This is a genomic window from Micromonospora sp. 067-2 (genome assembly GCF_046549295.1).
In the GTDB taxonomy this organism is placed as follows: domain Bacteria; phylum Actinomycetota; class Actinomycetes; order Mycobacteriales; family Micromonosporaceae; genus Micromonospora.
This window is the reverse complement of the sequence record NZ_JAJPWB010000002.1, coordinates 146,665-172,514: the sequence shown is the minus strand read 5'-3', so window position 1 is coordinate 172,514 and position 25,850 is coordinate 146,665. Positions and strand designations below refer to the sequence as shown.

25 protein-coding genes are annotated in these 25,850 nt (G+C 71.6%); 17 read left to right on the top strand and 8 right to left on the bottom strand.

What is annotated here, in order from left to right:
• Positions 1-197: 197 nt before the first annotated feature.
• On the top strand, positions 198-1,418 hold the full coding sequence (locus tag ACLJN9_RS04375; RefSeq protein WP_410810190.1) for a multidrug effflux MFS transporter: 1,221 nt from the start codon (positions 198-200) through the stop codon (positions 1,416-1,418).
• 36 nt (positions 1,419-1,454) lie between these two features.
• Here the strand turns inward: ACLJN9_RS04375 and ACLJN9_RS04370 are convergent, their stop codons facing one another.
• Positions 1,455-2,114, bottom strand: coding sequence for a hypothetical protein (locus ACLJN9_RS04370; protein WP_410809708.1), 660 nt, complete (start codon positions 2,112-2,114; stop codon positions 1,455-1,457).
• Positions 2,115-2,137: 23 nt separating this feature from the next.
• On the opposite strand from ACLJN9_RS04370, the gene ACLJN9_RS04365 reads away from it, so the two are divergent.
• Together ACLJN9_RS04365 and ACLJN9_RS04360 are read left to right on the top strand one after the other, a co-directional pair.
• Positions 2,138-2,656: an acyl-CoA thioesterase gene (locus ACLJN9_RS04365; protein ID WP_410809706.1), complete on the top strand. Its 519-nt coding sequence runs from the start codon at positions 2,138-2,140 to the stop codon at positions 2,654-2,656.
• Between the two features lie 166 nt (positions 2,657-2,822).
• Positions 2,823-4,820, top strand: coding sequence for an acetoacetate--CoA ligase (locus tag ACLJN9_RS04360; protein WP_410809705.1), 1,998 nt, complete (start codon positions 2,823-2,825; stop codon positions 4,818-4,820).
• A gap of 100 nt (positions 4,821-4,920) precedes the next feature.
• On the opposite strand, the gene ACLJN9_RS04355 is transcribed toward ACLJN9_RS04360, so the two are convergent.
• The gene (locus ACLJN9_RS04355; RefSeq protein WP_410809704.1) at positions 4,921-5,610 is read right to left on the bottom strand and encodes a TIGR03089 family protein; all 690 of its coding nucleotides are present in this window, start codon (positions 5,608-5,610) and stop codon (positions 4,921-4,923) included.
• A gap of 154 nt (positions 5,611-5,764) precedes the next feature.
• Between ACLJN9_RS04355 and ACLJN9_RS04350 the strand changes: the two genes are divergently transcribed.
• Both ACLJN9_RS04350 and ACLJN9_RS04345 read left to right on the top strand, forming a co-directional pair.
• Entirely contained in the window at positions 5,765-6,910 is a 1,146-nt protein-coding gene (locus ACLJN9_RS04350) for a glycosyltransferase family 4 protein (protein WP_410809703.1), read from the top strand.
• Positions 6,911-6,963: 53 nt separating this feature from the next.
• The gene (locus tag ACLJN9_RS04345) at positions 6,964-8,055 is read left to right on the top strand and encodes a mannose-1-phosphate guanylyltransferase (RefSeq protein ID WP_410809702.1); all 1,092 of its coding nucleotides are present in this window, start codon (positions 6,964-6,966) and stop codon (positions 8,053-8,055) included.
• Here ACLJN9_RS04345 and ACLJN9_RS04340 read toward each other — a convergent pair.
• On the bottom strand, positions 8,024-8,641 hold the full coding sequence (locus ACLJN9_RS04340; RefSeq protein WP_410809701.1) for an NUDIX hydrolase: 618 nt from the start codon (positions 8,639-8,641) through the stop codon (positions 8,024-8,026). The two genes, ACLJN9_RS04345 and ACLJN9_RS04340, sit on opposite strands and share 32 nt — an antisense overlap.
• A gap of 39 nt (positions 8,642-8,680) precedes the next feature.
• Between ACLJN9_RS04340 and ACLJN9_RS04335 the strand changes: the two genes are divergently transcribed.
• Together ACLJN9_RS04335 and ACLJN9_RS04330 are read left to right on the top strand one after the other, a co-directional pair.
• Complete coding sequence (locus ACLJN9_RS04335) at positions 8,681-9,739, top strand: hypothetical protein (RefSeq protein WP_410809700.1); 1,059 nt, start codon at positions 8,681-8,683, stop codon at positions 9,737-9,739.
• 291 nt (positions 9,740-10,030) lie between these two features.
• On the top strand, positions 10,031-11,029 hold the full coding sequence (locus tag ACLJN9_RS04330) for a winged helix-turn-helix domain-containing protein (RefSeq protein WP_410809699.1): 999 nt from the start codon (positions 10,031-10,033) through the stop codon (positions 11,027-11,029).
• A gap of 12 nt (positions 11,030-11,041) precedes the next feature.
• Here the strand turns inward: ACLJN9_RS04330 and ACLJN9_RS04325 are convergent, their stop codons facing one another.
• Together ACLJN9_RS04325 and cofD are read right to left on the bottom strand one after the other, a co-directional pair.
• Positions 11,042-12,130: a coenzyme F420-0:L-glutamate ligase gene (locus ACLJN9_RS04325; protein ID WP_410809698.1), complete on the bottom strand. Its 1,089-nt coding sequence runs from the start codon at positions 12,128-12,130 to the stop codon at positions 11,042-11,044.
• Positions 12,127-13,122 carry a 2-phospho-L-lactate transferase gene (gene cofD / locus ACLJN9_RS04320; protein WP_410809697.1) on the bottom strand — a complete coding sequence of 332 codons (996 nt, stop codon included), beginning with the start codon at positions 13,120-13,122 and terminating at the stop codon, positions 12,127-12,129. Before cofD ends, ACLJN9_RS04325 begins: the two co-directional genes overlap by 4 nt.
• Before the next feature lie 98 nt (positions 13,123-13,220).
• On the opposite strand from cofD, the gene ACLJN9_RS04315 reads away from it, so the two are divergent.
• The 6 genes from ACLJN9_RS04315 (at position 13,221) to ACLJN9_RS04290 (ending at position 19,718) form a co-directional block, all read left to right on the top strand.
• On the top strand, positions 13,221-14,102 hold the full coding sequence (locus tag ACLJN9_RS04315; RefSeq protein WP_410809696.1) for a hypothetical protein: 882 nt from the start codon (positions 13,221-13,223) through the stop codon (positions 14,100-14,102).
• Positions 14,103-14,247: 145 nt separating this feature from the next.
• Entirely contained in the window at positions 14,248-16,758 is a 2,511-nt protein-coding gene (locus ACLJN9_RS04310) for a bifunctional FO biosynthesis protein CofGH (protein ID WP_410809695.1), read from the top strand.
• A 156-nt stretch (positions 16,759-16,914) separates the two neighbouring features.
• Positions 16,915-17,193 carry a hypothetical protein gene (locus ACLJN9_RS04305; RefSeq protein WP_410809694.1) on the top strand — a complete coding sequence of 93 codons (279 nt, stop codon included), beginning with the start codon at positions 16,915-16,917 and terminating at the stop codon, positions 17,191-17,193.
• Positions 17,194-17,248: 55 nt separating this feature from the next.
• A complete protein-coding gene (locus ACLJN9_RS04300) occupies positions 17,249-18,643 on the top strand; it encodes a DUF4331 domain-containing protein (protein ID WP_410809693.1) in 1,395 nt (464 codons plus the stop codon).
• 20 nt (positions 18,644-18,663) lie between these two features.
• Positions 18,664-18,993 (top strand): phospholipase, encoded by a 330-nt coding sequence (locus ACLJN9_RS04295; RefSeq protein WP_410809692.1) that lies wholly within the window; start codon positions 18,664-18,666, stop codon positions 18,991-18,993.
• 467 nt (positions 18,994-19,460) lie between these two features.
• Complete coding sequence (locus ACLJN9_RS04290) at positions 19,461-19,718, top strand: WhiB family transcriptional regulator (RefSeq protein ID WP_007455784.1); 258 nt, start codon at positions 19,461-19,463, stop codon at positions 19,716-19,718.
• 54 nt (positions 19,719-19,772) lie between these two features.
• Here ACLJN9_RS04290 and ACLJN9_RS04285 read toward each other — a convergent pair whose 3' ends face one another.
• Complete coding sequence (locus ACLJN9_RS04285) at positions 19,773-20,222, bottom strand: metallopeptidase family protein (protein WP_074316962.1); 450 nt, start codon at positions 20,220-20,222, stop codon at positions 19,773-19,775.
• Between the two features lie 152 nt (positions 20,223-20,374).
• On the opposite strand from ACLJN9_RS04285, the gene ACLJN9_RS04280 reads away from it, so the two are divergent.
• Positions 20,375-20,740 carry a DUF3499 domain-containing protein gene (locus ACLJN9_RS04280; RefSeq protein WP_410809691.1) on the top strand — a complete coding sequence of 122 codons (366 nt, stop codon included), beginning with the start codon at positions 20,375-20,377 and terminating at the stop codon, positions 20,738-20,740.
• A 52-nt stretch (positions 20,741-20,792) separates the two neighbouring features.
• Here ACLJN9_RS04280 and ACLJN9_RS04275 read toward each other — a convergent pair whose 3' ends face one another.
• Positions 20,793-22,139: an aspartate aminotransferase family protein gene (locus ACLJN9_RS04275; RefSeq protein WP_410809690.1), complete on the bottom strand. Its 1,347-nt coding sequence runs from the start codon at positions 22,137-22,139 to the stop codon at positions 20,793-20,795.
• 884 nt (positions 22,140-23,023) lie between these two features.
• Here ACLJN9_RS04275 and ACLJN9_RS04270 point away from each other — a divergent pair.
• Both ACLJN9_RS04270 and ACLJN9_RS04265 read left to right on the top strand, forming a co-directional pair.
• Complete coding sequence (locus tag ACLJN9_RS04270) at positions 23,024-23,767, top strand: Scr1 family TA system antitoxin-like transcriptional regulator (RefSeq protein ID WP_410810189.1); 744 nt, start codon at positions 23,024-23,026, stop codon at positions 23,765-23,767.
• Positions 23,758-23,964, top strand: coding sequence for a DUF397 domain-containing protein (locus ACLJN9_RS04265; protein WP_410809689.1), 207 nt, complete (start codon positions 23,758-23,760; stop codon positions 23,962-23,964). The genes ACLJN9_RS04270 and ACLJN9_RS04265 overlap by 10 nt, the downstream gene beginning before the upstream one ends.
• Here ACLJN9_RS04265 and ACLJN9_RS04260 read toward each other — a convergent pair.
• A complete protein-coding gene (locus ACLJN9_RS04260; RefSeq protein ID WP_410809688.1) occupies positions 23,943-24,455 on the bottom strand; it encodes an Lrp/AsnC family transcriptional regulator in 513 nt (170 codons plus the stop codon). The genes ACLJN9_RS04265 and ACLJN9_RS04260 overlap by 22 nt on opposite strands.
• Before the next feature lie 210 nt (positions 24,456-24,665).
• On the opposite strand from ACLJN9_RS04260, the gene ACLJN9_RS04255 reads away from it, so the two are divergent.
• On the top strand, positions 24,666-25,850 hold the full coding sequence (locus ACLJN9_RS04255; protein WP_410809687.1) for an extracellular solute-binding protein: 1,185 nt from the start codon (positions 24,666-24,668) through the stop codon (positions 25,848-25,850).

Sequence of the window (25,850 nt, the reverse complement as noted above, 5' to 3'; positions counted from 1 at the left end):
CTCACACACCGGCATCCTGATCTGCCGTCGTGACGCCCCCGAGCGGGACAATCACCGCTCGGGGCGGACTGCCTCGTCCGGCTCGCCCGCCACGGACGCGCAGAGAGATCGAAGTGATGAAGCAGTTGGTGCACACGACCGGACCCGACACAGGTGACAGGTCCACCGCCGAGCGGGAGGTGCTGCCAGGCGACCTGATGACCACCGGCCAGCGGGTGCAGCTCGTGCTCGTGCTGGGCGCGCTCATCGCGATCGGCCCGCTGACCATCGACATGTACCTGCCGGCGCTGCCCGCCATCACCGACGGCCTGCAGACCACCGAAACCGCGGTGCAGCTGACGCTGACCGGCACACTGATCGGCCTCGCGTTCGGCCAACTGCTGATCGGGCCGCTGTCCGACGTCGTGGGGCGGCGCCTGCCGCTGCTGGCCGGGCTGGCCGCGCACATCGTGGCCTCCGTGCTCTGCGTCTTCGCACCCAGCATCGCGGTGCTCGGCGCTCTGCGCGTCCTGCAGGGGCTCGGGGTCGCGGCCGCCACCGTGGTCGCCACCGCCGTGGTGCGTGACCTGTTCAGCGGCGCGGCGTTCGCCCGGATCTTCTCCCGGCTGATGCTCGTCATGGGGCTGGCGCCGATCCTCGCGCCGACGTTGGGCAGCGCCCTGCTGCGCTGGACCGAGTGGCGGGGCGTGTTCGCGGCGCTCGCGGTGCTGGGCGTACTGCTGATCGTCGTCGCCGCGTCGCGGCTGCCGGAGACCCTCCCGAGCGCGCGTCGGCGCCACGGCGGGGTGCGGGCGACGCTGCGCGACTACCGGCGGCTGCTCAACGACCGGGCCTTCGTCGGTCTCGTGCTCGTCGCCGGTCTGGCCATGGCCGCCCTCTTCGCGTACGTCGCCGGGTCGTCCTTCGTGCTGCAGCGGCAGTACGGCCTCGACGAGCAGCAGTTCGGCCTGGCCTTCGGGGCGGGTGCGGTCGGCCTGATCGCGGCCACTCAGCTCAACGTACGGCTGCTGCGCCGCTACACCCCGCAGCAGATCCTGCTCGGCGCCCTGGTCGCCGGAACGGCCTCCGGGCTGCTGCTGGTCGTGTTCGCGGCGACCGGCGTCGGCGGCCTCGGCACCCTGCTCGCGTCCCTGTGGCTGGTCCTGGCCGCAGCGGGCCTGGCCCTGCCGAACGCGCCGGCGCTGGCAATGACGCGGCACAGCGAGGCCGCCGGCACGGCCGCGGCGCTGCTGGGTGCCGTGCAGTTCGGCATCGGCGCGTTGTCGGCGCCCCTGGCGGGCCTGTTCGGCACCGGGAGTGTGGCGATGGCCGTCGTGATCGCGGGCGGAATGGCCGCCGCGCTGGCGGTCATGCTCCTCGTCGTTCCCCGCGCCGGCCTCGGCAGCGTCGACCCGGACCTGGCGGTCGCGCTGCACTAGGTGGTGGGCGGGCCGGTCACCCGGCCCGCCCGACGATCAACGGATTTCGGTGGTGTCCTCGCCGCGCGGCGGCGCGGACCATGGCGACTCGCCGCCCACCCGGCGGGGCAGCGGCTCTGTCGGCGTCGGGTCGGCCGGGTAACCCAGGGTGAGCGGGGTGGTGTCCCGCTCCACGGGCTCGTGGGACGGCCAGTCGGTCAGGGTGAAGTCGTCCGTGCGGGGACCGGTGGCCGGATCCGGGGCGGGCGTCAGGACCGGCTGGGGTGCCGGATTCGGCCAGGACCGCCACCGCTGCACGCTGAACGTCGCCATCAGCAGCAGCAGGCCGAGCAGGAAGAGCGTGCCGTTCTCCACCGGCAGCCGCAGCGGCAGCGGATCACCGAGCACCTTCCACCCGTGCGGGATCGCGTCCCGGACCTCGAACGGCGCCACGAACATCCCGACGTACGGGGTGACCAGCAGCAGCCCGGCCACCAGGGACCCCAGCGGCGAGAAGCGCAGTGTGCCGAGCAGGCCCAGCAGGATGCCGCCGACGCCGAGATAGACGGCCGGTTCGATCAGGTTGGCCGTGTTGAAGGTGCCGATCTCCACCCAGCGGTCGACCGTCCGGCTCGACCCGTCCTGCCCGAGTGTGACCAGCACCCAGGTGATGGGCGCCACCACCAACCCGGCGAGGAAGCTCCAGAGATGTCGCATCCGCGCACCGTACCGTTTCCGGCATGACCGAGCACCCCTCCGCCGCTCCGAACGGCAAGCCGACATCGTACTCCCGCGTCACGCTGAGTAAGATCATGACCGCTGTCGACGTCAATCTCTACGGCACCGTGCACGGCGGAGTCCTGATGAAGTTCGTCGATGACGTGGCGGGGGCGGCCGCCGCCCGCCACAGCGGCGGAACCGCGGTGACCGCGGCGATCGACGAGATCGTCTTCTCCGAGGCGGTCCGGGTCGGCGACCTGGTGCACGCGCACGCCCAGGTGAACTGGACCGGGCAGACGTCCATGGAGGTGGGCGTGCGGGTGGTCGCCGAGCGGTGGGACTCGGCCGAGGACGCGCCGGTCCGGGTGGCCACCGCGTACCTGGTGTTCGTCGGGGTGGACGTCGGTGGGGCGCCCAGGCTGGTCCGCCCGGTGCTGCCGGAGACGCCGGAGGACGAGCGCCGCTACCTGGAGGCGGAGATCCGTCGGGCGCACCGCCTCGCCCGTCGGCGCGCCATCCAGGCGCACCGCGCCGGCTGACCGCCGGAGGGTCGGCTGCCGGCCCCACACAGGCCGCTGCCAGGGCATGTGGGACGGGCACGCGTCGGTTGCCGTACCCGGTGCGCAGAATGGCGCTTCGAGGTAGGGCAAGATGGCGCCACGGCCCAGTTCACAGTGTCGTGCGGGGCCAGGGGAGGGTAGAGCAGTGGGTGACGTGCTGTGGACGCCGCCGGCGGACGTACGCGAACGGTCCCGGATCGGCGGCTACCTGCGCTGGCTTCGGGAGCACCGCGGGCTGGACTTCGCCGACTACGACGCGCTGTGGCGCTGGTCGGTCACCGACCTGGACGGGTTCTGGCGCTCGATCTGGGATCACTTCGAGGTCGTGGCACACACCCCGCCGACCGCCACCCTGGCCGAACGGCGGATGCCCGGCGCCCGCTGGTTCCCCGGAGCGACGCTCAACTACGCGGAGAACGTCCTGCGGATGCCCGGACGGGCCGACGGCGACCCGGTGGTGATCGCGCACGGGCAGACCCGGGCGCCGGTCACGTTGACCGCCGGCGAGCTGCGCGAGCAGGTCCGCCGGGTGGCGGCCGGGCTGCGCCGGCTCGGCGTCACCGCCGGTGACCGCGTGGCGGCGTACGCCCCGAACATTCCGGAGACGTACGTCCTGCTGCTCGCCACCGCCAGCCTGGGGGCGATCTTCTCGTCGTGCGCGCCCGAGTTCGGCACCCGCAGTGTCACCGACCGTTGGCAACAGATCGCGCCGACCGTGCTGGTCGCCGTGGACGGCTACCGGTACGGCGACAAGCCGGTGGATCGACGCGCCGAGGTCACCGCCATCCGGGCGGCTCTGCCGTCGTTGCGCCATACCGTCGGCATCGGCTACCTGGACCCCGCGGGGGTCGCACCTGCGGGCACGCTGAGCTGGGACGAGTTGGCCGCACCCACCGACGAGCCGCTGGCGTTCACGCCGGTGCCGTTCGACCATCCGCTGTACGTGCTCTACTCCTCGGGCACCACCGGGCTGCCCAAGCCGATCGTGCACGGCCACGGTGGCATCCTGCTGGAGCACCTGAAGATGCTCGCCCTGCACCACGACCTGGGTCCGGCCGACCGGTTCTTCTGGTTCACCACCACCGGCTGGATGATGTGGAACTTCCTGGTCTCCGGGCCGGCGGTGGGCGCCACCATCGTGCTGTTCGACGGCAACCCGGCGGTCCGGGCGGAGCCGGGCCGGCCGGCCGAGCCCGACCTGGGCGAGCTGTGGCGGCTGGCGGCGCAGACCCGCAGCACGTACTTCGGCACCTCGGCTCCGTTCCTGCTGGCCTGCCGCAAGGCCGGTCTGGTGCCCAGCGAGGTCGCCGACCTGTCCGCGCTGCGCGGTGTCGGCTCCACCGGTGCGCCGCTGCCCGCCGAGGGCTTCACCTGGGTGTACGAGACCGTCGGCACGGACCTGCAGCTCCAGTCGCTCTCCGGTGGCACCGACGTGTGCACCGGCTTCGTCGGCGGGGTGCCGCTGCTGCCGGTGTACGCCGGTGAGATCGCCTGCCGGGCGTTGGGCGCCAAGGTGGAGGCCCGCTCGGCCGACGGCACTCCGGTGATCGGCGAGCTGGGTGAGCTGGTGATCACCGAACCGATGCCGAGCATGCCGGTGGGCTTCTGGAACGACCCGGACGGCGTCCGCTACCGAGAGGCGTACTTCGACGTCTACCCGGGTGTCTGGCGGCACGGCGACTGGATCACCATCAACGCCCGGGGCGGCTGTGTGATCACCGGACGCTCGGACGCGACCCTCAACCGCGGCGGGGTACGGCTGGGCACCGCCGAGTTCTACTCGGTGGTGGAGGGGCTGGACGAGGTGGCCGACTCGGTCGTCGTGCACCTGGAGGACGACGAGGGCGGCGCCGGTGAGCTGCTGCTCTTCGTGGTGCTCGCTCAGGGCCTGGAGCTGGACGACCCGCTGCGCGCGACGATCTGCCGGGAGCTGCGGACGGCGCTCTCACCCCGGCACGTGCCCGACGAGATCCACCAGGTACGCGCGGTGCCCCGCACCCTCTCGGCGAAGAAGCTCGAGGTGCCGGTGAAGAAGATCCTCACCGGCACTCCGGTGGACCAGGCCGCGGCCAAGGGCGCCCTGGCCAACCCCGAGTCCCTGACGGCCTTCGCCACCTTCGCCCAAAACCGCGCCCCCGCCTGAACCCCCCCACCCCCGTGATCGGGTGATTATGAAGTTATTTGCCCGGACACGCCGATGCGAGTGGCAATAACTTCATGATCGGCGGGGTGGGGGATGGGGGTTACGGGAGGGGGTTGGTGACCTTTTCCGTGGTTTGTCGGTGCGGGAGGCGGGCGGGGTCGAGGTTGGCGCAGAGGACCACTGTGGCGCTCTGGGTCAGTGGGGCCAGCAGCCAGTCGACCGGGTCGGGATAGCGGGCGGCGTCGACCAGGACGCGGGCACCGGGCGTGATGCCCAGCTCCGTGGCGCGGGCCCGTGCACGAGCCAGCAGGCGTCCGTCGGCGGTGCCGGGCCCCGGCTGCGGGGTGAAGTGGTCGCCGTGTCGGCGTACCTCGACGACATAGTCGGCGAACCCGGGTGGCACCTGCCGCAGCGGGGCGGCGAGCGGTAACAGTCCCAGGGCGTACCGCTCGTCGGCGGACCAGGACTGTGCCTCGTCGATCCGGTCGGCGGCGGCGAAGAGCACGTCCACCTCACCGGGCGTGTCGACCACCGTCAGTGTGGCCGACCAGCAACCCAGCAGGACCGCAGCGGTCTGCCAGTGCGCCGGCAGCAGCACACCGGCCGTGGCGCCCGGTGCGAGGCCGACCTCGTCGACGAGGAGGTTGGCGGTCTTCGCCACCCAGTTCGCCAGTGTGGCGCCGGAAAGCTCGGTGCGGTCGCCGCTGGCATCGTCGTACCAGGTCAGCAGGGGTCGGGTCGGGTCGGTCGCGATCGCGTCGGCGAACACCCGGGCAATGTTGTCGGCCATCGGCGCGAACGATACGCCCCGGTGGGCCGTACTCGAAGACGATGACAAGTCGGCGTACCGTCGGGTCGCAGTCAGCGTCGGCCCCGTGCTCCGGCGTAGGCTTGGACCCCGGAGTGTTGTTCCCCACAGACCCGCCAGTGCAAGGAGTCGCCCCGTGACCGCCGGTCGCCCGCCCCGCGTGCTCATCGACGCCACGAGTGTCCCCGCCGACCGTGGTGGAGTCGGTCGCTACGTCGACGGTCTGCTCGGCGCCCTCGGCAAGGTGTGCGGGTCGGGGGTGGAGCTGGCGGTGGTCAGCCTCCGCACCGACCTGGAGCGTTACAGCCGGATGCTGCCCGGGGCGGAGGTCATCCCCGCCCCGGCCGCCGTGGCGCACCGGCCCGCGCGGCTCGCCTGGGAGCAGACCGGGCTGCCGCTGCTCGCCCAGCAGGTGGGCGCGCACGTGCTGCACTCCCCCTTCTACACCTGCCCGCTGCGGGCCGGATGCCCGGTGACGGTGACCGTGCACGACGCGACGTTCTTCACCGAACCGGAGCACTACGACAAGTCCCGCCGGACGTTCTTCCGCAGCGCCATCAAGACCTCGCTGCGCCGCGCCGACCGGGTGATCGTGCCCAGCAAGGCCACGCGCGACGAGCTGATCCGGCTCCTCGACGCCGACCCGACCCGGATCGACGTGGCCTACCACGGCGTCGACCACGCCGCCTTCCACGCGCCGAGCGAGGAGGAGAAGGCCCGCGTGCGTGCCCGGCTGGGTCTGGGCAACAGCAGCTACGTGGCCTTCCTCGGTGCCAAGGAGCCCCGCAAGAACGTGCCCAACCTGATCCGTGGCTGGGCCCAGGCGGTTGCCGACCGGAGCGACCCACCCGCGCTGGTGATCGCCGGCGGGCAGGGGCACGACGAGGACATCGACCGCGCGGTGGCCGAGGTTCCCTCCCACCTGCGGCTGCTGCGCCCCGGCTACCTGCGCTACGCCGACCTGCCCGGCTTCCTCGGTGGCGCGCTGGTTGCGGCCTACCCCTCCTACGGCGAGGGGTTCGGGCTGCCGATCCTGGAGGCGATGGCCTGTGCCGCCCCGGTGCTGACCACGCCCCGGCTCTCGCTGCCCGAGGTGGGCGGCGACGCGGTGGCGTACACCTCGGAGGACCCGGAGCAGATCGGCACCGACCTGGCAGCCCTGCTGGACGACGAGCAGCGCCGGTTGACGTTGGCGAAGGCCGGTTTCGACCGGGCGAAGGAGTTCACCTGGGAGTCCAGCGCCGAGGTGCACATCGCGGCCTGGAGTCGCGCCCGCTCCTGATCGGCCGGCCGACCTGCCCACCGGGCCACGCTCCCGTCGGGCATGATGTGCGGATGCTCTATGCGGTCATCCCGGCAGGTGGTAGCGGCACGAGGTTGTGGCCGTTGTCGCGCGCCGGTCATCCCAAGTTCCTCCATCCACTGACCGGCTCCAACGCCTCGCTGCTCCAGGCGACCGTGGAGCGGCTCGCGCCGCTGGCCACACCGGATCGCACCCTTGTGGTCACCGGTGCGGCGCACGTCGCGGCGGTGGCCCGGCAGCTCACCGGGCTGCCGGAGGAGAACATCCTGGTCGAGCCATCGCCCCGGGACTCCTGCGCGGCCATCGCGCTGGCCGCTGCGGTGATCTCGTTGCGCGACCCGGAGGCGGTGATGGGCAGCTTCGCCGCCGACCACCTGATCGGCGACCCGGACAGCTGGGTGCGCACGGTCCAGGAGGCGGTCCGCGGGGCGGAGCACGGCCTGTTGATGACCGTCGGGATCACCCCGACGCGGCCGGAGACCGGCTACGGCTACCTGGAGACCGGCGACGAGACCGAGGACGCCCCGTGGCGTCCGGTGGCCGAGTTCAAGGAGAAGCCGGCCGCCGAGGTCGCCGAGGCGTACGTCCGGTCCGGTCGGCACCTGTGGAACGCGAGCATGTTCGTCTGGCGGGTGGACGTGTTTCTCGCCGAGTTGGCCCGCCAGCAGCCGGCCCTGCACGCCGGGGTCACCGCGATCGCCGCCGCCTGGGGCACCCCGGAGCAGGACGACGTGCTCGGCACGGTCTGGCCGACCCTGCCGAAGATCTCCGTCGACTACGCGGTGATGGAGGGCGCGGCCACCGCCGGTCGGGTGGCGACCGTACCGGGCGACTTCGGCTGGAACGACGTCGGCGACTTCCACACCCTCGGCGAGGTGCTGCCGGCCGACGACGCGGGAAACGTGGTGCTCGGCGTCGGCGGCAAGCCGGGTGTGCTGCTGCGGGACACGGCCAACCTGGTGGTGGTGCCGCAGTCCGGCCGGCTGGTGGCCGTCCTCGGGGTGCGTGACCTGATCGTGGTGGACACTCCGGACGCGGTGCTGGTCTGCCCGCGCGACCGGGCCCAGGACGTCAAGGCCCTCGTCGACGAGCTCAAGGAGCGGGGCGAAGAGGGCTACGTCTGAGGGCGGCGAGGGCCGGCGCGACCAGTTGCACGGTCCCGCCGGCGAGAGGCTCGGGCAGCCCGTCCGGTGGGAACCACCCCAGCGCCTCGGCCTCGTCGCTGACCTGCTCCAAGGCGCCGGGCGGGGCGAGCACGGCGAAGCGAACGTCGTAGTGCAGCGAGCCGCCCTGGCAGGCCACCGGGTGGATGTCCACGTCGATCGGCACCGGATCGATGCGCAGGCCGGCGATTCCGGACTCCTCGGTCGCCTCGCGCAGGGCGGCGCCGACCAGGGTTCGGTCGGTGGGCTCGCAGTGCCCGCCGAGTTGCACCCAGCGGCCCATCTTGCCGTGCAGGCAGAGCAGCACCCGCGACCCGGTGTCGTCCAGCACCAGCGCGCTGGCGGTGAGGTGACCGGGCCGGTGCGACCGGCCCATCACGACCGGCCCGTCCGCGAGGAGGGCGAGGGTCCGGTCCCGGGCCTCGGCGGCGGCCGGGCCGGTGGGACGCCAGCCGTCGAGCAGCGCGCTGGCGTCGGAGTGCAGTGCCGCGTAGGCGGCGGGGTCGGTGGGGTGGGCGGCGGGGCCGGTGAGCACGGTGTCGGGCACCCCGTCACTGTACGAGCGTCCGATCCGTACGCTGGCGCGGTGACCCTGGAACTCGTCGAATTCGTGGTGGGCGGCAACGAGGCCAGCGATCTGCTGCCGGTGCGGTCGGCGGCGCTGCTGCGCGTACACGGTGCCCGGCGGGGTTTCTGGACCGTGTTGGACGAGGGGCCGGTGGAGCAGTGCCTGGCCCTGCTCCTGGAGTTGGACGACGGCGGGTGGACGGCCCGGCACGTCGCGCCGGACGCGGGTGTGGAGAACGGCCGGACCGAGGATGGCGAGGCGCTGGCCCACCACGACGGCTGGGTGTACGTCTTCGGCTCCCACTTCGGTTCCAAGGCCGGCCCGCTGCGACCCCGGCGCGCCTTCGTGGCCCGGTTCCGGGAGGACGACGCGGCGACGGGGCCGTTGCCGGTGCACGTGGTGCGCAACCGGTTCCGGCTGCACCGGGTGATGAACGACGCGTTGGTCGGCTCTCCGCTGACGCCGTTGCCGCCGGGGCAGCGGGTGCGTGACCGGTTCATCGTGGAGACCGTGGCCCGGGGGACCGCCCGGGCGAAGAGTTGGGTGAGTCGGCTGGCCGCGGACGACCTGCCGTTGAATGTGGAGGCGGCGGCTTTCACGCCGGCCGGCACGGTGCTGCTCGGGCTGCGCTTCCCGGTCACCGCGGCCGGTGAGCCGATCCTGGTGGAGGTGGCTGACGTGCCGGGCATGTTCGCGGTCCAGCCGGTCTGGCCCCGTGCGCTGCGGGCGTACGCGGTGACCGGCGTGACGCCGCCGGGCGAGCTGACCGGGTTCCGGGCGATCACCCCGACGGCCGACGGCGGGTACGCCGCGGTGATCGGCTCGATCGACGCGTTGGGCAAGGGCTCGGTGCTGCTGGACGACCATCCGGGCGGGGGTGCGGTCACCTCGCGGCACGTCCGGTTCCGCCTGGCGGCGGGCGAGGCGGGCGTTGCGGCCCCGGACCGGCACCTGCTCGCCGGCGATCTGGTGGCGGACCTGGCGCCGTTCCACCATGTCGAGGGGTTGGCCGAGGTGGACGGGCGGGCCTTCTACGTCACCGACGAGGACCATCGCGTCGCGCTCTGGGTCGGCTGAGCGGGGGAGGCATCGGAATGCGACGACGGGATGACCGGACGGCACCTCTGCGGAGCAAGGGCCGCAGACCCTCGTGGTGCCGCCCGATCACCGGTGCTCCCCGGCCCCGGTGCCCCGGCACCGGGTGCGTACGCGACGCGTCGGTGCCGTGTTCGGGCAATGGAAGCATGCCGAACGGTCCCGGGAGACGTCGAGGTTTTTCAGCTCAGGCTTAAAGATGGAGATAAGTGCCGGCCGGGTAGAGTCGAACGGTCACCCGGCATCCCCCTGCCGGCGACTCGGGAGCGCTCCATGTTGAAGATCCACTTTTCGGACGAGGACATCCTCCGGACCCGGGTGGCGCCGGCGGCGGACCCGGTCTGGGAGTTGGTCCTCAGCCTGCACGTGTTGCAGGGCCGCAACCGCGACCCGTTGCTGTTGAACTGGCGGCGCACCGTGTCCCGGGAGCTGCGCCAGGACGCCGCGTCCGACGAGCTCCGGTTGCTCTTCGCGCTGAACCCCCCGCGCGGCTACTTCCCCGACTTCCTCACCCCGTACGCGAGCGTCGACGGTTTCCAGGCCGGGCTGGAGGCGGTCCGCAGCACCCCCACGCAGCTGCTGCACCGGGACCTCAGCCTGCTGGCCGCCGAGACCCCGCTGCCGCCCTCGGCCTCGGCGCTGGCCCGGGGTGACATGGCAACGCTGCGTCGCCTCGCCGAGTCGATGGAGCAGTACCGGTCGCTGGCGATCGGCCCGTACTGGGGTCGGATCCAGTCCGCGGTGGAGGCGGACCGGAACCGCCGAGCCCGGGCACTGCTCGACGGCGGCGTCGAGGGGCTGCTCACCAGCCTCCGACCGGCAATGCGCTGGGAGGGCGGGGTGCTCGAGGTCCGTCAGTACCCGCACAATCGGGAGCTGCGCCTGGACGGCCGAGGGCTGCTGCTGGTGCCGTCGTTCTTCTGCGCGAGCACCCCGGTCGCCCTGCTCGACCCGGCGTTGCCGCCGGTGCTGGTCTACCCGGTGGACCGGTTGGGCGGGCTGGTGCCGGCCAACGGCACCGGACCGGCCAGCTCGGGCGCCGTGCGCGACTCCCTCGCCGCGCTGCTCGGCCGCACCAGGGCGGCGGTGCTGCAGGCCAGCGACGACGGCTGCACCACCGGTGAGGTGGCACGCCGGCTCAACATCTCACCGGCGGCGGCCAGCCAGCACGCCACCGTGCTGCGAAACGCCGGCCTGCTCGTCAGTCACCGGGACCGCAACACCGTGCTGCACACGTTGACTCCGCTCGGCAGGGCGATGCTGGACGCCTGAGGGGGCAGGCGCCTACAGGGCGAGCGCGGCGCTGGCGGGGCTGCCGGCGGGCGGGGGCAGCAGTGCCGACCCGATGCCCTCGGCGGCCAGGGCGACCCGCAGCCGGTGCAGGTCGGCGCCGAGGCGGACCAGGTCCATCGGGTCGACCGGGGCCGGTGCCGAGCCGAGCACCAGGGCGGTGGCGTCGGCCGGCCAACCGGGCACCTCGGCGATCAGACCGGCGCGTACCTCGGTGTCCTCGACCAGGGTGAAGACCGTGCCGGGGGCGACCGCCCCGGCGACCGCGTCGATCGCCCTGCGGGCGGCCGCCAGGTCGGCCGGCGTCGGGCCGGGAGCGTCGGCCAGCGTGACGGCGTCGGCCAACCCGGCGGCCCGCGCCTCGGCCGTGCCGAGCGAGAAGAGGTCCTGGGCGGCATCGCGGACCAGCGCCCGCGCGCCGCCGGAATCGTCCGGGCGGGTTGTGGAGAGATAACCCCGCACCACCGCCACCGGTACCTGGTCGCACTTGCCCTTGATCAGCTCGCCGGCGCCGGCCAGCTCGTCCACCACGGCCATCTCGGTCAACTGCAGCTCGTTGCCGTACGGATCCACCTCGCCCCGGTGGTCGCGGATGGCCGGCATTCCGGCCACCCCGAGCGCCACGTCGGTGAGCCCGTTGCGCCACGGCCGACCCATGGTGTCGCTGACGATCACCGCGACGTCCAGCTCGAAGCGCTCCTTCAGCGCGGTGCGCAACGCCCGGGCCGAGGCGTCCGGGTCCACCGGCAGCAGCACCATCCTGGTCTTGTCCACGTTCGACGCGTCGATCCCGGCGGAGGCCATCACGAAACCGTGGTGGGTCTGCACGATCCGGGTCGCCCCCCGGCTGGCCACCACCCGAGCGGTCTCCGTGGCCAGCACCTCGTCCCGCGCGGTGAGTCGATCGGGCCCGTCCGCCGGGACGTCGACCAGCCGCCCCTCCGCCTTCGAGACGATCTTGCTGGTGACCACCAGCACGTCGCCGTCCCGCAGCCAGGGCGCGGCGTTGGCGATCAACGCCGCCAGGTCGTCGCCCTCGGTGACATGACCGATGCCCAGCACCGGCAGGATCTCCAACCTCACGTCAACTCCACCGCGGCGCGGACCATCGCCGCCGTCGCCGCCTCGTCGGTCATCCGTAACGGCACCGCGCGGACCGTCACCCCCGGCACCAGCGTGCCCGCGTCCTCCTCGTCCACGAGCCAGCCGTCCAACAGCCCGCCGTCCGCCCGGCCCCCGTAGAGCCGGCCCACGCCGGCCGCGCTGCACTCGACCCCGAGCACGGCCAGGCAGCGGTCGGCCATGCCGCGGACCGGGGCACCGCCGATGATCGGCGAGACGCCCACCACCGGCGCCGGCCCGTCCACCACCGCCTCCCGCAGGCCCGGCACGGCCAGCACCGGCGCGACGCTCACCACCGGGTTGCTCGGCGCGACCAGCACCAGGTCCGCCGCGCCGATCGCGTCCAGCACCCCCGGTGCCGGCTTCGCCGACTCCGCCCCGACGAAGACGAAACGGTGGGTGGGGATGTCCGCCCGGTACCGCACCCACCACTCCTGGAAGTGGATCGCCCGCTGACCCTGGTCGTCCTCGACAGAGCCAGCGCTGTTCCCGACTGCGGGGCTCGCAGGATCAGCGCTCACGACCGCGTGGGTCTCCAGGCGGTCGTCGGTCGCCGGCAGCAGGTGTACGCCGGGCTGCCAGCGGGTCGCCAGCGCCTCGGTGACCGCGTGCAGCGGGTAGCCGGCGTTGAGCATGGTGCTGCGCACCAGGTGCGTGGCGATGTCCTTGTCGCCGAGACCGAACCAGGTCGGTTCCGCCCCGTACGCGGCCAACTCGCCCTTGATCGTCCAGCTCTCGCCGGCCCGGCCCCAGCCCCGCTCGCTGTCGGCGCCGCCGCCGAGTGTGTACATCACGCTGTCCAGGTCGGGACAGATCTTCAACCCGTGCAGCCACAGGTCGTCGCCGACGTTGACCACGGCGGTCACCTCGGCGCCGACCTCACGGGCGTACGCCCGGACGCCGAGCAGGAACCGGGCACCACCGATGCCGCCGGCCAGAACCACGATGCGCATGTCGACCATCCTCGCGCACGTGACGCCTCCGGTCCGCCGGTGACCGGGGAGACTAGGCTCACGTGCGCCCTGTCCGTCCACGCCCCGAGGGGGAGCTCGTGACCAGCCCCGCCGAGCCCACGTCCACCGACGCGGCGCAGGCCCGCCAGCTGACCAAGCCTCTACGCGAACTGGTGGCGCTCGCGCTGCTCGGCGCCAACGCCGTGTTCCTCTTCGTAGGCCTGCTGCGGCTGCTCAGCCCGAGCGACTACGTCGACTTCACCAACCGTGCGGGCACTGCCTTCTCCACGTTCATCGGGGTGGAGGCGGTGGTTCTGCCGCTGCTGGCGGTGCTCCTGGCCACGCACATCTCGCCGGTGCTGCCGAAGGCGAAGCTGATCACGCAGGTGGCGCTCGGCGAGTACGCCGTGAGCGCGCTGCTCGGCACGCTGACCATGCTGATCTGGACGGTGGGTCGGCTGGCCAGGGCCGAGGTGCTCGACGCGCTGCTCGGCGTGCTCACCTCGTTCGCCTGGCTGATGATCTTCGCGGTTGCCGCCTGGGTCGTCTACACGATCTGGCGTGCCCACTACTACGTACCCAGACCCAAGCCCCAGCCCGGCGTCTACGGCCAGGCGCAGCCGGGTTGGCCGCAGCAGCAGGGTGGCTGGCCGGCTCCCGGTCAGCCCGGTGGTCAGCCGCAGGGCGGATGGCCGGCCCCCGGTCAGCCCGGTGGCTACCCGCCGGCGCAGTACCCGGGCCAGTACGCCCAGCCCTCCCCGCCGTTCCAACCGACCCCGCAGTCGGCCCCGCCGTTCTCGCAGCCAGCATCCCCGACCCCGCAGTCGGCCCCGCCGGCACCGCCGTTCGGCCAGCCGCCGTCGGCCGACCCGACCCAGGCCATCCCACGCCAGTCCGCCGACCCGGCCGAGGCGGTCTTCCGCCCCGGCGACGCGGACGACGACCGCACCCAACAGATCGACCCGAACCAACCCCGCTGATCTCCCTCACCACCTGACCCACGCTGTCGATCATGAAGTTGACGACGCCGGCATCGGCGTGTCGGGACAACAACTTCATGATCGACAGCGTGGGGCTGGGGACCGGACCGCCGGGGCCGGCAGGGGCAGCGCATAGGCTGGGTGGATGGTTGATCGCACTCACACCGGTCCGAGCGAGGCGAGTGTGCGGCGTGCCCTGGGCCGGGCCGCGACCGGGCGGGCGCTGGACGTCGACGAGGCGACCGCGCTGCTGTCCGCCCGCGGTGACGCCCTCGACGAGCTGCTCCGGGTCGCCGGCGGGATCCGAGACGCCGGGCTGCGCGACGCTGGCCGGCCGGGTGTGGTCACGTACTCGAAGAAGGTCTTCATTCCTTTGACCCGGCTCTGCCGGGACCGCTGTCACTACTGCACGTTCGCCACCGTGCCGCATCGGCTACCGGCGCCGTTCCTGGACCGCGACGAGGTGCTGGCCGTCGCGCGGGCGGGTGCGGAGCAGGGCTGCAAGGAGGCCCTGTTCACCCTCGGTGACCGGCCGGAGGAGCGGTGGCCGGCGGCCCGGAGCTGGCTGGACGAGCGCGGCTACGACTCCACCCTGGACTACCTGCGCGCCTGCGCGGTCGCCGTGCTGGAGGAGACCGGGCTGCTGCCGCACCTCAACCCCGGCGTGCTGTCCTGGTCGGAGCTGCAACGGCTCAAGCCGGTGGCGCCGAGCATGGGCATGATGCTGGAGACCACCGCGACACGGCTCTGGTCCGAGCCGGGCGGCCCGCACTACGGCTCGCCCGACAAGGAGCCGGCGGTGCGGCTCCGGGTGCTCGAGGACGCCGGCCGGGTCGGGGTGCCGTTCACCACCGGCATCCTGATCGGCATCGGGGAGACCCCCGCCGAGCGGGTGGACGCCCTCTTCGCGATCCGCCGCGCCAGCCGGGAGTACGGCCACCTCCAGGAGGTGATCGTGCAGAACTTCCGCGCCAAGCCGGACACGGCCATGCGCGGCATGCCCGACGCGGAGCTGCACGACCTGGCCGCCACGGTGGCCGTGGCCCGGCTGCTGCTCGGCCCGGGAGCCCGGATCCAGGCCCCGCCGAACCTGATCGCGGGGGAGTACGCCCTGCTGCTGCGCGCCGGCATCGACGACTGGGGAGGCGTCTCCCCGCTCACCCCGGACCACGTCAACCCGGAACGCCCCTGGCCGCAGATCGAGGAGCTGGCCCGGCACACCGAGCTGGCCGGGTTCACCCTGCGCGAGCGGCTGACCATCTACCCCGAGTACGTGCGCGCCGGTGACCCGTGGCTCGACCCGCGGCTGCTGCCGCACGTGAGCGCCCTCGCAGACCCTTCGACCGGGCTGGCGGACGAGTCGGCCCGCCCGCAGGGCCGCGGGTGGCAGGAGCCGGAGGAGGTGTTCGGCGGGCGGACCGACCTGCACGCCACCATCGACACCACCGGTCGGACCGACGACCGGCGGGGCGACTTCGACAGCGTCTACGGGAACTGGGCGGAGGTCGCCACGAAGGTGACCGCCGGGCCGACCGCCGTCGCCGGCGACCACGACCTGCGGGCCGGGCTGCGGCTGGCGGCCGACGACCCGGCGGCGCTGCTCGAACCCCGGCACACCGACGCCGCGCTGGCACTGTTCGGCGCGGACGGGCCGGCGCTGGACGAGTTGTGCCGGCTAGCCGACGACGTGCGCCGCGCCGCGGTCGGCGACGACGTCACCTACGTGGTCAACCGCAACATCAACTTCAGCAACGTCTGCTATGTGGGCTGCCGGTTCTGTGCCTTCGCGCAGCGTGAGCGGGACGCCGACGCGTACCGGCTCTCCGTCGACCAGGTGGCCGACCGTGCCGAGGAGGCATGGGCGGCCGGTGCCAGCGAGGTGTGCCTCCAGGGCGGCATCGACCCGAAGATGCCGGTCACCGGGTACGCCGACATCGTGCGCGCCATCAAGGCCCGGGTGCCGGACATGCACGTGCACGCGTTCTCCCCGATGGAGATCGTCACCGCGGCGGCCAAGGCGGGCGTGCCGGTGCGGGAGTGGCTGACCCAGCTCCGCGAGGCCGGGCTGGACACCATCCCGGGCACCGCCGCGGAGATCCTCGACGACGACGTGCGCTGGGTGCTGACCAAGGGCAAACTGCCGGCCGCCGCCTGGGTCGACGTGGTCAGCACGGCCCATCAGCTGGGCATCCGGTCCAGCTCCACCATGATGTACGGGCATGTCGACCATCCCGGGCAGTGGCTGGCGCACTTCCGGGTGCTGGGCGACGTGCAGGCCCGTACCGGCGGCTTCACCGAGTTCGTTGCGCTGCCGTTCGTGCACACCAACGCCCCGATCTACCTGGCCGGCATCGCCCGGCCCGGCCCGACCTGGCGGGAGAACCGGGTGGTGCACGCGATGTCCCGACTGCTGCTGCACGGCCGGATCGACAACATCCAGTGCTCCTGGGTGAAGCTGGGCGACGAGGGCAGCGTGGCGATGCTCCAGGGTGGCTGCAACGACCTGGGCGGCACGCTGATGGAGGAGACCATCTCCCGGATGGCCGGCTCCGGGAACGGGTCGGCGCGTACCGAGGAGCAGTTGCGGGCCATCGCCACGGCGGCCGGGCGTCCGGCGCGCAAGCGGACGACCTCGTACGGTCACGCCCGACCCTGACGTCGAACTTTTTCCCGCCGCCGGCCGTACCTGTCGATGCCGGCGGCGGTCGCGGCGAGGGCCGCCGCCGGTGCTCCCAGGGGCCCGGCGGCGTCGTGCGGCGGCGCCGGACCCGTCCGTCCCCACGGGCGCGCCCGCGCCGCCGAAAGGTTGCCCATGACCAGTGATCAGCGGAAGCGGCCCTGGCCGCGACTGACCCGCCGGCAGACGTTGACCGCCGCGGCCAGCGCCACCCTCGGCGCCGCCGCCCTCGCCGTGCCGGGCCTGTCGGCCGCGCAGAACGCCCCCGGCGCGGCCGCTCGGGCCGACGAACCGATCGTCGTGCACCTGCGGGACGCCGCCTCCGGAACGATGGACGTCTTCGTCGGCGAGTCCCGGATCGAGGTACGCGACCGCGGCCTGGCGGACCGGCTGCGGCGCGCCGCCCGGCGCTGACCCGACGCCCGCCCCGCTCGTCACCCCTGTCCCCGCCCAGTGAGGTTGGTCCGTCATGTCTTCCCACCGCGAGGCTCCGGAGATAGCCAAGGATCCGGTCGCCGACAGCTCCGACCTGTACGCGTTCGTCAGCCCCGACAAGCCCGACTCGATCACGCTCATCGCCAACTACGTGCCGTTGCAGCTCCCCTCCGGGGGGCCGAACTTCTTCGAGTTCGGCGACGACGTGCGCTACGAGATCCATATCGACAACGACGGCGACGGCCACCCGGATGTCACCTACCGGTTCGAATTCACCACCGAGATCACCAATCCGAACAGTTTTCTCTACAACACCGGCCCGATCGACTCGTTGGACAGCAGGAACTGGAACCGGCGGCAGTTCTACAGCCTGACCCGGGTGGCCGACGGCCGGGAGCACCGGCTGGCGCACAAGCTGCCCTGCCCGCCCTGCAACGTCGGCCCGCTCTCCACCCCGAAGTACGCCGACCTCGTTCGGCAGGCCACCTACTCGCTCTCCACGGGGGAGCGGGTCTTCGCCGGGCAACGCGCCGACGGCTTCTTCGTCGACCTGGGGGCGATCTTCGACCTCGGCACGCTGCGGCCGTTCCAGCAGCTGCACGTGGCCGGCAAGAAGATCTTCAAGGCCGAGGGGGAGCCGGTCAACGCGACCGACCGGATGAACGTGCACAGCATCGCGGTGCAGGTGCCGTTGAGCCGGGTTCGTCGGCGCGCCAACCGCTACGGCGCGGCCGACCGGGCGTCCGTGATCGGGGTCTGGACGACGGCGTCCCGCCGTCAGGTCCGGGTGCTCGGTGACCGGGCTGCCGCCGACACCGCCACCGGCCCGTTCATCCAGGTATCGCGGCTGGGCAATCCGCTGTTCAACGAGGTCATCGTGCCGATGTCCAAGAAGGACCTGTGGAACTCGCTGCCGCCCACCGAGGACAAGCGGTTCGCCCGGTTCGTCGAGCAGCCGGAGTTGGCGGCACTGCTGCCGGCGCTCTATCCGGACGTCTTTCCCAACCTGGACGCGCTCAACAAGTCCAAGAAGGCCCGCGCCGACCTGGTGGCGATCCTGCTCACCGGCGTCCCGGCCGGGCTGATCGACGGCTTCACCAACACCACCGGGGACGTGCAGGCCGACATGCTGCGGCTGAACACCGCGATCCCACCGACGAGGCGTCCCGACCGGTTCGGTGTGCTCGGTGGGGACCTGGCCGGCTTCCCTAACGGGCGGCGGGTCGCCGACGACGTGGTGAGCATCGCGCTGCGGGCGATCGCCGGGTTGACCGTGCCGCTGGTGGACAAGGCGTTCCGCCCGGACGCGGCGGCCGCCGCGCTCACGCCGGGGCTGAGCGCCGCCGATGTGACCGCCCCGTTCCTCGGGAACTTCCCCTACCTGGGTACGCCGTACGACGGGTTCAACAACCCGCCGGTGGCGGCCTGACCGGCGAGGGGGAGCAGCGGATGCACGAGCACGCGTACGGCCCGTCCGAGACCGGGAGTGTCGTTCTCGATCTGGGTGGCGAGACCGGAGCCCTCATCGTCTACACGGGTCGGGATCTGCACGGCAAGGAAATCGAGATCAGCCGGGGCGCTGACCGGCGGACCCACTCGGCGGTGCGGGAACGTCGGGTGCGGGACGGGTCGTTCCACACTGCGGTCTACCCCGATCTGCCCGCCGGCACGTATACCGTCTGGTGGGACGCGGAGACGTCGGTCGGAACGATTTCCGTCCATGGTGGAGCGATAGCCGAGTTCGCGTGGCCGAGCAGGGGTTGTTCGACTGTCGGCTGACCCGGTGAGGTGTTCCTGACCGCGCGCCCCGTCCACATTGTGGGCGGGGCGCGAGTGGTGCCGGCTACTCGGTGGGCGGTCCGGGCCGTACCGCGTTAACCTGTGCCCCACCAAGATCAGCTTTGTGGAGGGGGGCGACCGGCGGCTGTGGCAGCGCCGTGGCGAGGGGTTGCCGCGGGAGCGCCACGGCAGAAAAGTCGGGCAACTCGCCGGAGAGGGCGTTACTCGGCCGGGGTCTGAATCGATAGGGCAGGTTGCGAGGCTGGACGGCCCCAGTGGCCGCCCGGGGGTGTCGGGAGAGCGACTCCATTATCAAGTTTGGCTTGACGGCGCACGCATTACACGCGTGTAATTTGAATGGGGTTGTTCGCACGGAACGCAACAAAACGGGACCGGACGGACAAGCACGCCTTTCGCGTGGGGGGTTGCAGCGGCGATGACGCCGGTGCGCGACAAGGAGGCATTTGATGGACGGCCAGCTTGAGGTGGCCGACCTGCTCGGAAACGCGCCGGAGTGGCAGGAGCGGGCGCTGTGCTCGCAGACCGACCCCGAGGCGTTCTTTCCCGAGAAGGGCGGCTCGACCCGCGAGGCGAAGCGGATCTGCTCGCGGTGCGAGGTCAAGACCGAGTGTCTCGAATACGCTCTCGGTCACGACGAGCGGTTCGGCATCTGGGGTGGGCTCTCCGAGCGGGAGCGGCGCAAGTTGAAGCGGCGGGCCGCCTGAGCGGTGTCGGGTCGGGGCGGTGGGGGCCGCCCGGCTCGCCCGCACGGGCTCGGCTCAGGCCAGCTCGTCGGGGTCGACCCCGAGCAGGTTCGCCACCTGTTCGATGATCACGTCATGCACCAGGTCGGCGAGGTCCTCGCGATCCATCGCCCGGAATTCCAGGGGCCGTCGGTACAACACGATCCGCGGCGGCACCTCCTGTCGGCCGGGCCGGCCCGGCAGCAGCCGCGCCAACGGGACCTCGCCGTCCTCCAGCACGTCGGAGTCGTAGACGTTCAGATCTGGTGGGACGTCCTCGACCGCGAACTCGACGCCGGCCAACTCCTTGGCGAAGCGACGTTCCAGCGTCTCGACGGTGTCCAGGACAAGGTCGTCGAAGACCTCCGCCTTGGTCCGCGCCAACGGCACCGTGGCCGGCACCAACCGCCCGCGCAGGCCGCGTCCGTGCCGGTCGCGGTGCGCACGCCGGCCGGAGCCGGGGCGGCGGTGTTCCGGGCTCGTCATGAGGCAAAGGGTAGCGCCCGCGTCGGCCTGGCCAGCAGCAGCGCCGATCCAATGGCGCGGCGCGGCGGCACCGACGGAGTGTGATCACCACAACGGGCGTGTCGCAACGCGAAGCAGTGCGCCGGACCCGGTAATGGAGATACCCTGCCGCCGTGAGGTCACCACGGCGCTGCTCCCGTAACGCCTGCCCCCGGCAAGCGGTCGCCACATTGACCTATGTCTACAACGAGTCGACAGCGGTGGTGGGTCCGCTGGCGGCGTTCGCCGAGCCGCACACGTACGACCTCTGCGAGCAGCACGCCCGCAGCCTGACCGCGCCGCGGGGCTGGGACGTGGTGCGGCACGAGGGCGAGTTCGAGCCGCCGCCGCCCACCACCGACGACCTTGTCGCACTGGCCGAGGCGGTCCGCGAGGCCGCCCGCCCGGCGCCTCGCCCCCCGACGGACGACCAGCACCACGAGAACCCTCACCAGACCGGCCGTCGTGGTCACCTCCGCGTGATCCCCCCCAACCACTGAGCCGTCCCCGGGCACCCGTTCCGCCCTGTCGACCAAGAGCCTCAGGTGCGGCTCAGAGTCGAGCCCATGCCTCGGTGAGCACCGTGCGCAGGATCTGCTCGATCTCGTCGAAGTGCTGCTGCTCGGCGATCAGCGGCGGGGCGAGCTGCACGACGGGGTCGCCCCGGTCGTCGGCCCGGCAGTAGAGCCCGGCCTGGAACAGCGCCGTGGACAGGAAACCGCGCAGCAGGCGCTCCGACTCGGCCTCGTCGAACGTCTCCCGGGTCGTCTTGTCCTTGACCAGTTCGATGCCGTAGAAGTAGCCGTCGCCTCGCACGTCGCCGACGATCGGCAGGTCGTACAGCTTCTCCAGGGTCGCCCGGAAGGCGTCCTCGTTGGCCCGTACGTGCCCGACCAGGTCCTCGCGGGCGAAGACCTCCAGGTTGGCCAGCGCCACCGCGCAGGACACCGGGTGACCACCGAAGGTCACCCCGTGCGCGAACATGCCGGTCTCGGTGAGGAAGGGCTCCATCAACCGGTCGCTGGCGATCATCGCGCCGAGCGGGGCGTACCCGGAGGTGATGCCCTTGGCGGTGGTGATGATGTCCGGCTGGTAGCCGTAGCGCACGGCGCCGAAGTATTCGCCGAGCCGTCCCCACGAGCAGATGACCTCGTCGGAGACCAGCAGCACGTCGTACGCGTCGCAGATCTCCCGCACCCGCTCGAAGTAGCCGGGCGGGGGTGGGAAGCACCCGCCGGAGTTCTGCACCGGCTCCAGGAAGACCGCGGCGACCGTGTCCGGCCCCTCCCGCTCGATGGCCCGACCGATCTCGTCGGCTGCCCAGCGGCCGAACGCCTCGGCGTCGTCGCCGTGCTCCGGCGCTCGGTAGAAGTTGGTGTTCGGCACCTTGATCGCGCCGGGAACCAGCGGCTCGAAGTCGCTCTTGATGCCGGGCAGACCGGTGATCGACAGGGCGCCCATCGAGGTGCCGTGGTAGGCGATGTACCGGCTGATCACCTTGTACTTGTTGGGCTGGCCGGTGCGCTTGAAGAAGGCCCGGGCCAGCTTCCACGCCGCCTCGACGGCCTCCGAGCCGCCGGTGGTGAAGAAGACCCGGTTCAGGTCGCCGGGGGTGAGCGTGGCGATCTTCTCGGCCAGCTCGACAGCCTTCGGGTGGGCGTACGACCAGAGCGGGAAATATGCCAGCTCACCGGCCTGCTTGGCGGCAGCCTCGGCCAGCTCGGTGCGGCCGTGGCCGGCGTTGACGACGAACAGCCCAGCAAGCCCGTCCAGGTAGCGGCGACCCTGCGCATCCCACACGTACGCGCCTTCGCCGCGCACGATGGTCGGCACCTCCCCGGCGGAGTAGCTCGCCATCCGGGTGAAGTGCATCCAGAGGTGGTCGGTGGCGTTGGCCATGTGAGCCCCATCGGTCGTCGGGCCGGTCCAAGGGGTGAGGCCGGCCGCACTGCCCACGGTTATCGCACAGTGTTGGGCTCCGAGGCAAGTGGTATCAGTGGTGTGACGGGTTGCCTGCGACGGATTTAGCGCGTAGTTAACTGGTAAGCAACGGATTCCGCACTGCCGCCATTTGCCTCGAACGGACGCCGGTGGGAGTCGGCGGTGTGTGGTTGGTTGCCTTTGGAGCTGAGTCGTTTGCGACATCATGGGCTGCCCAGCCGGGGTCGCGGCCCGGACCGACGTCGGCGGCGTGGCCGGCGCTTGGTCAGGCGTGACGGGCGCTAGCCAGGCGGTGCCGGCGCACAGGTGTAACAGGCGCAGGTTTTGCGTGGCGGGCACACGCCCTGCGTGACCGGGCGAGCGCCTTCGTGGGGAGCGCGGCCTTGTGTGACCGGTGCGCGGACTTGTGTGGCGGCGCGCGACAGGGCTTGCTGTCGGCTGAATCGTTTGCGACATCAACTCCAAAGGGCCCGCACAAGTGGTGGCGCCTCCCTCGGTTGCCGCCCCGAGTCACCCCGAATCGTTGATGGTGCGCTGTCCATGGGTGGCTGATGCCGCGACATCGGGCGCATTCGAGTGGATCAACTGTGGAAAGCCGGGCTTCGGGACGCTGGCGGGACACCCTGGGGGCGGTTGTAGGGCGTCCTGGGACGGGTGGCAACACGTCCCACCGCAACACGCCGGTAGGCGGCAGACACCGACACTCAGCGTGGCTATCGTCCGCCGCAGCGTGCATCGAACGGAGTCGCAGTGCGCCTGGTGGGCGGAGGATCCGGCTCGTCTGCCTCGGCACCTGTCAACGGCGGGAGGATCCGGTGGCGAACGAGGCGTTGCGGGTGGCGATGGCCGAGGCGGGGGAGACGGTCGAGTCGCTGGCCGAGAAGGTCCGCGTCGACCCGAAGACGGCGGCGCGGTGGCTCGCCGCGGGGCGCATCCCGCATTCGCGTACCCGGGTCGCGGTGGCCGGCGTCCTGCACCGGAACGCGGCCGACCTCTGGCCCGAGCCGTTCCGCCGCCGCGACCTGCCGTGGTTCCGGCCCTGGGCGGAGCTCGAACAGGACGCCACCGGCATTCGGTGGTACGAGCCGCTGTTGGTGCCGGGTCTGCTCCAAACGGAGGGATACGCCCGTGCGGTGCTGGGCACCGGTGGGCTCGTCGCACCGTCCGAGGTGGACTCGATCGTCGCGGGCCGTCTCGAGCGGCAGGCGGTCCTCGGCCGCGATGCCCCACCGCAGCTGGTGGCGGTGATCGACGAGGTGGTGCTGCGCCGGCTGGTCGGCGACCCCGCCGTGATGGCCGGGCAGTTGGCCCACCTGGCAGCGGTCGCCGAGTGGGAACACGTGCAGGTCCGGGTGATCCCGTCGGAAAGCCCGTGGCACACCGGCCTGGCCGGGCCGTTCGTGCTGGGCCGCCTGCCGGACGGGACGGAATTGGCGTATCTCGACAACCAGCTCCGTGGTCAGGTCGTGACCGATCCCATCGACATCGCTAGCCTGGGACGCAGGTGGGAGAGCGTCACCGGTGAGGCGTTCCCCCGACGCCGATCGATCGAGCTGATCAGGGAAGTGGCCACGACATGGACATGACCGACGCCCGCTGGCGCACCGCGACCCGCAGCAGCAACAACGGCGGAGCCTGTGTCGAGGTGGCCGACAATCTGCCCGGCCGGGTGCTGGTGCGCGACAGCAAGGACCGCGACGGTGGCACCCTGACCTTCACGCCGACCGCCTGGACGTCCTTCGTCGGCCACCTGCGCGACGGTCAGGCCGTACCCCAGGTGTAGGTCTGCTTGCGCAGCTTGAGATAGACGAACGCCTCGGTGGAGAGCACCCCGGGCACCGCGCGCAGTCGTTGCAGGATCTCCAGCAGGTGGTCGTCGTTGCGGCAGACGACCTCGGTGAGCAGGTCGAACGACCCCGCGGTGATCACGACGTAGTCGACCTCGTCCAACTCTGCCAGCCGGTCCGCGACCACCTCCAGGTCTCCGTCGGTGCGTAGGCCGATCATGGCCTGGCGGGGAAAACCGAGCTGGAGCGGATCGGTCACCGCGACGATCTGCATCACGCCGGAGTCGAGGAGCCGCTGCACCCGTTGGCGGACCGCCGCCTCCGACAGCCCGACCGCCTTGCCGATGGTGGCGTACGGCCGGCGGCCGTCCTCCTGGAGCTGTTCGATGATCTGCTTGGCCACGTCGTCCAGCAGAGCGTGATTGGCACCGTCACGGACAGCGACACGTCGGCCGCCGTTGCCGTTATCGAGCTGCCGATTCGTCATTGTCCGCTCCCCATGTCCTGAATCGTGATGTCGCGCGTGTATCCCCGCGCAGTCTGGCGTATTTCGTCGTGAATCGCTATTCACGCAACGGAATCCCTTGTAAGGAAGGTCACCCCATGTCAGGATCAGTCGTCCATGGCCCTGCCCCTTCCGCCGGCGCGCCACCGGATTTCCGCCCGCCGACGATGACCCCACCCCCTAGGAGTCGTCATGCGTACTCCCCCTCGGCCCCTCACCCGGCGTGGACTGCTCACCGGCACCCTCGGTTCGGCCGCGTTGCTCGCCGCTGGTGGCAGCCTCGCCGGCTGCGGCACCAAGGGTGCGCAGCAGACCGAGGCCGGCTGCGTCAGCGAGGACCTCTCCGGCACCGAGAAGAAGCTTGCCTTCTCCAACTGGCCGCAGTACATGGACGTGGACGACAAGGACGCGTCCAAGCGGCCCAGCCTGGACGGGTTCATCAGCAGGAGCGGCATCCAGGTCACGTACACCGAGGACGTCAACGACAACAACGAGTTCTTCGGCAAGGTGCAGAACCAGCTCGCGGCCTGCCAGAGCACCGACCGGGACATCATCGTGCTGACCGACTGGATGGCGGCCCGGATGATCCGGCTCGGCTGGATCCAGAAGCTCGACCCGGCGAAGATCCCGAACGTCCAGGCCAACCTGCTCCCGTCCCTGCTCAAGCGCTCCTTCGACAGTGAGAACCGGATCTCGATCCCGTGGCAGTCCGGCCTCGCGGGGCTGGCGTTCAACGGCACCGTCACCAAGGAGGTGCGCACCGTCGACGAGCTGCTCACCCGTCCCGACCTCAAGGGCAAGGTGACCGCGCTCAGCGAGATGCGCGACACGATGGGCCTGCTGCTCGGAGCAGGCGGGCACGACCCGGCCAACTTCACGCCAGCCCAGTTCGACGACGCGCTCGCCAAGCTCAAGAAGGCCGTCGACTCCGGGCAGATCCGCAAGTTCACCGGCAACGACTACGCACCCGACCTGGCCAAGGGCGACATCGCCGCGTGCGTCGGCTGGTCCGGGGACGTCATCCAGCTCGCCAGTGAGAACTCCAAGGTGCGGTTCGTGGCGCCCGACTCCGGCGTGATGCTGTTCAGCGACAACATGATGGTCCCCAACAAGGCCAGTCACAAGGGCAACGCCGAGGCGCTGATCAACTACTACTACGAGCCGGCGGTGGCCGCGAAAGTCGCGGCGTTCGTCAACTACATCTGTCCGGTCAAGGGCGCCCAGGCCGAGATGGAGAAGATCGATCCGGAGTTGGCCGCCAACCCGCTGATCTTTCCGGACGACGCGCTGCTGGCGAAGTCCAAGGTGTTCATGGCTCTGGACGAGAAGCAGGAGAAGGAGTACGAGGGCAAGTTCCAGCAGGTTATCGGAGCGTGA

Excerpts from the sequence above, each read along its gene's own strand:
- ACLJN9_RS04375 (WP_410810190.1), top strand. The coding sequence starts at position 198 with ATGACCACCGGCCAGCGGGTGCAGCTCGTGCTCGTGCTGGGCGCGCTC.
- ACLJN9_RS04300 (WP_410809693.1), top strand. The coding sequence starts at position 17,249 with ATGTCTTCCCACCGCGAGGCTCCGGAGATAGCCAAGGATCCGGTCGCC.
- ACLJN9_RS04330 (WP_410809699.1), top strand. The coding sequence starts at position 10,031 with ATGTTGAAGATCCACTTTTCGGACGAGGACATCCTCCGGACCCGGGTG.
- ACLJN9_RS04265 (WP_410809689.1), top strand. The coding sequence starts at position 23,758 with ATGGACATGACCGACGCCCGCTGGCGCACCGCGACCCGCAGCAGCAAC.
- ACLJN9_RS04275 (WP_410809690.1), bottom strand. The coding sequence starts at position 22,139 with ATGGCCAACGCCACCGACCACCTCTGGATGCACTTCACCCGGATGGCG.
- ACLJN9_RS04290 (WP_007455784.1), top strand. The coding sequence starts at position 19,461 with ATGGACGGCCAGCTTGAGGTGGCCGACCTGCTCGGAAACGCGCCGGAG.
- cofD (WP_410809697.1), bottom strand. The coding sequence starts at position 13,122 with ATGCGCATCGTGGTTCTGGCCGGCGGCATCGGTGGTGCCCGGTTCCTG.
- ACLJN9_RS04355 (WP_410809704.1), bottom strand. The coding sequence starts at position 5,610 with ATGGCCGACAACATTGCCCGGGTGTTCGCCGACGCGATCGCGACCGAC.
- ACLJN9_RS04365 (WP_410809706.1), top strand. The coding sequence starts at position 2,138 with ATGACCGAGCACCCCTCCGCCGCTCCGAACGGCAAGCCGACATCGTAC.
- ACLJN9_RS04370 (WP_410809708.1), bottom strand. The coding sequence starts at position 2,114 with ATGCGACATCTCTGGAGCTTCCTCGCCGGGTTGGTGGTGGCGCCCATC.
- ACLJN9_RS04310 (WP_410809695.1), top strand. The coding sequence starts at position 14,248 with ATGGTTGATCGCACTCACACCGGTCCGAGCGAGGCGAGTGTGCGGCGT.
- ACLJN9_RS04305 (WP_410809694.1), top strand. The coding sequence starts at position 16,915 with ATGACCAGTGATCAGCGGAAGCGGCCCTGGCCGCGACTGACCCGCCGG.
- ACLJN9_RS04255 (WP_410809687.1), top strand. The coding sequence starts at position 24,666 with ATGCGTACTCCCCCTCGGCCCCTCACCCGGCGTGGACTGCTCACCGGC.
- ACLJN9_RS04345 (WP_410809702.1), top strand. The coding sequence starts at position 6,964 with ATGCTCTATGCGGTCATCCCGGCAGGTGGTAGCGGCACGAGGTTGTGG.
- ACLJN9_RS04260 (WP_410809688.1), bottom strand. The coding sequence starts at position 24,455 with ATGACGAATCGGCAGCTCGATAACGGCAACGGCGGCCGACGTGTCGCT.
- ACLJN9_RS04270 (WP_410810189.1), top strand. The coding sequence starts at position 23,024 with ATGGCCGAGGCGGGGGAGACGGTCGAGTCGCTGGCCGAGAAGGTCCGC.
- ACLJN9_RS04285 (WP_074316962.1), bottom strand. The coding sequence starts at position 20,222 with ATGACGAGCCCGGAACACCGCCGCCCCGGCTCCGGCCGGCGTGCGCAC.
- ACLJN9_RS04295 (WP_410809692.1), top strand. The coding sequence starts at position 18,664 with ATGCACGAGCACGCGTACGGCCCGTCCGAGACCGGGAGTGTCGTTCTC.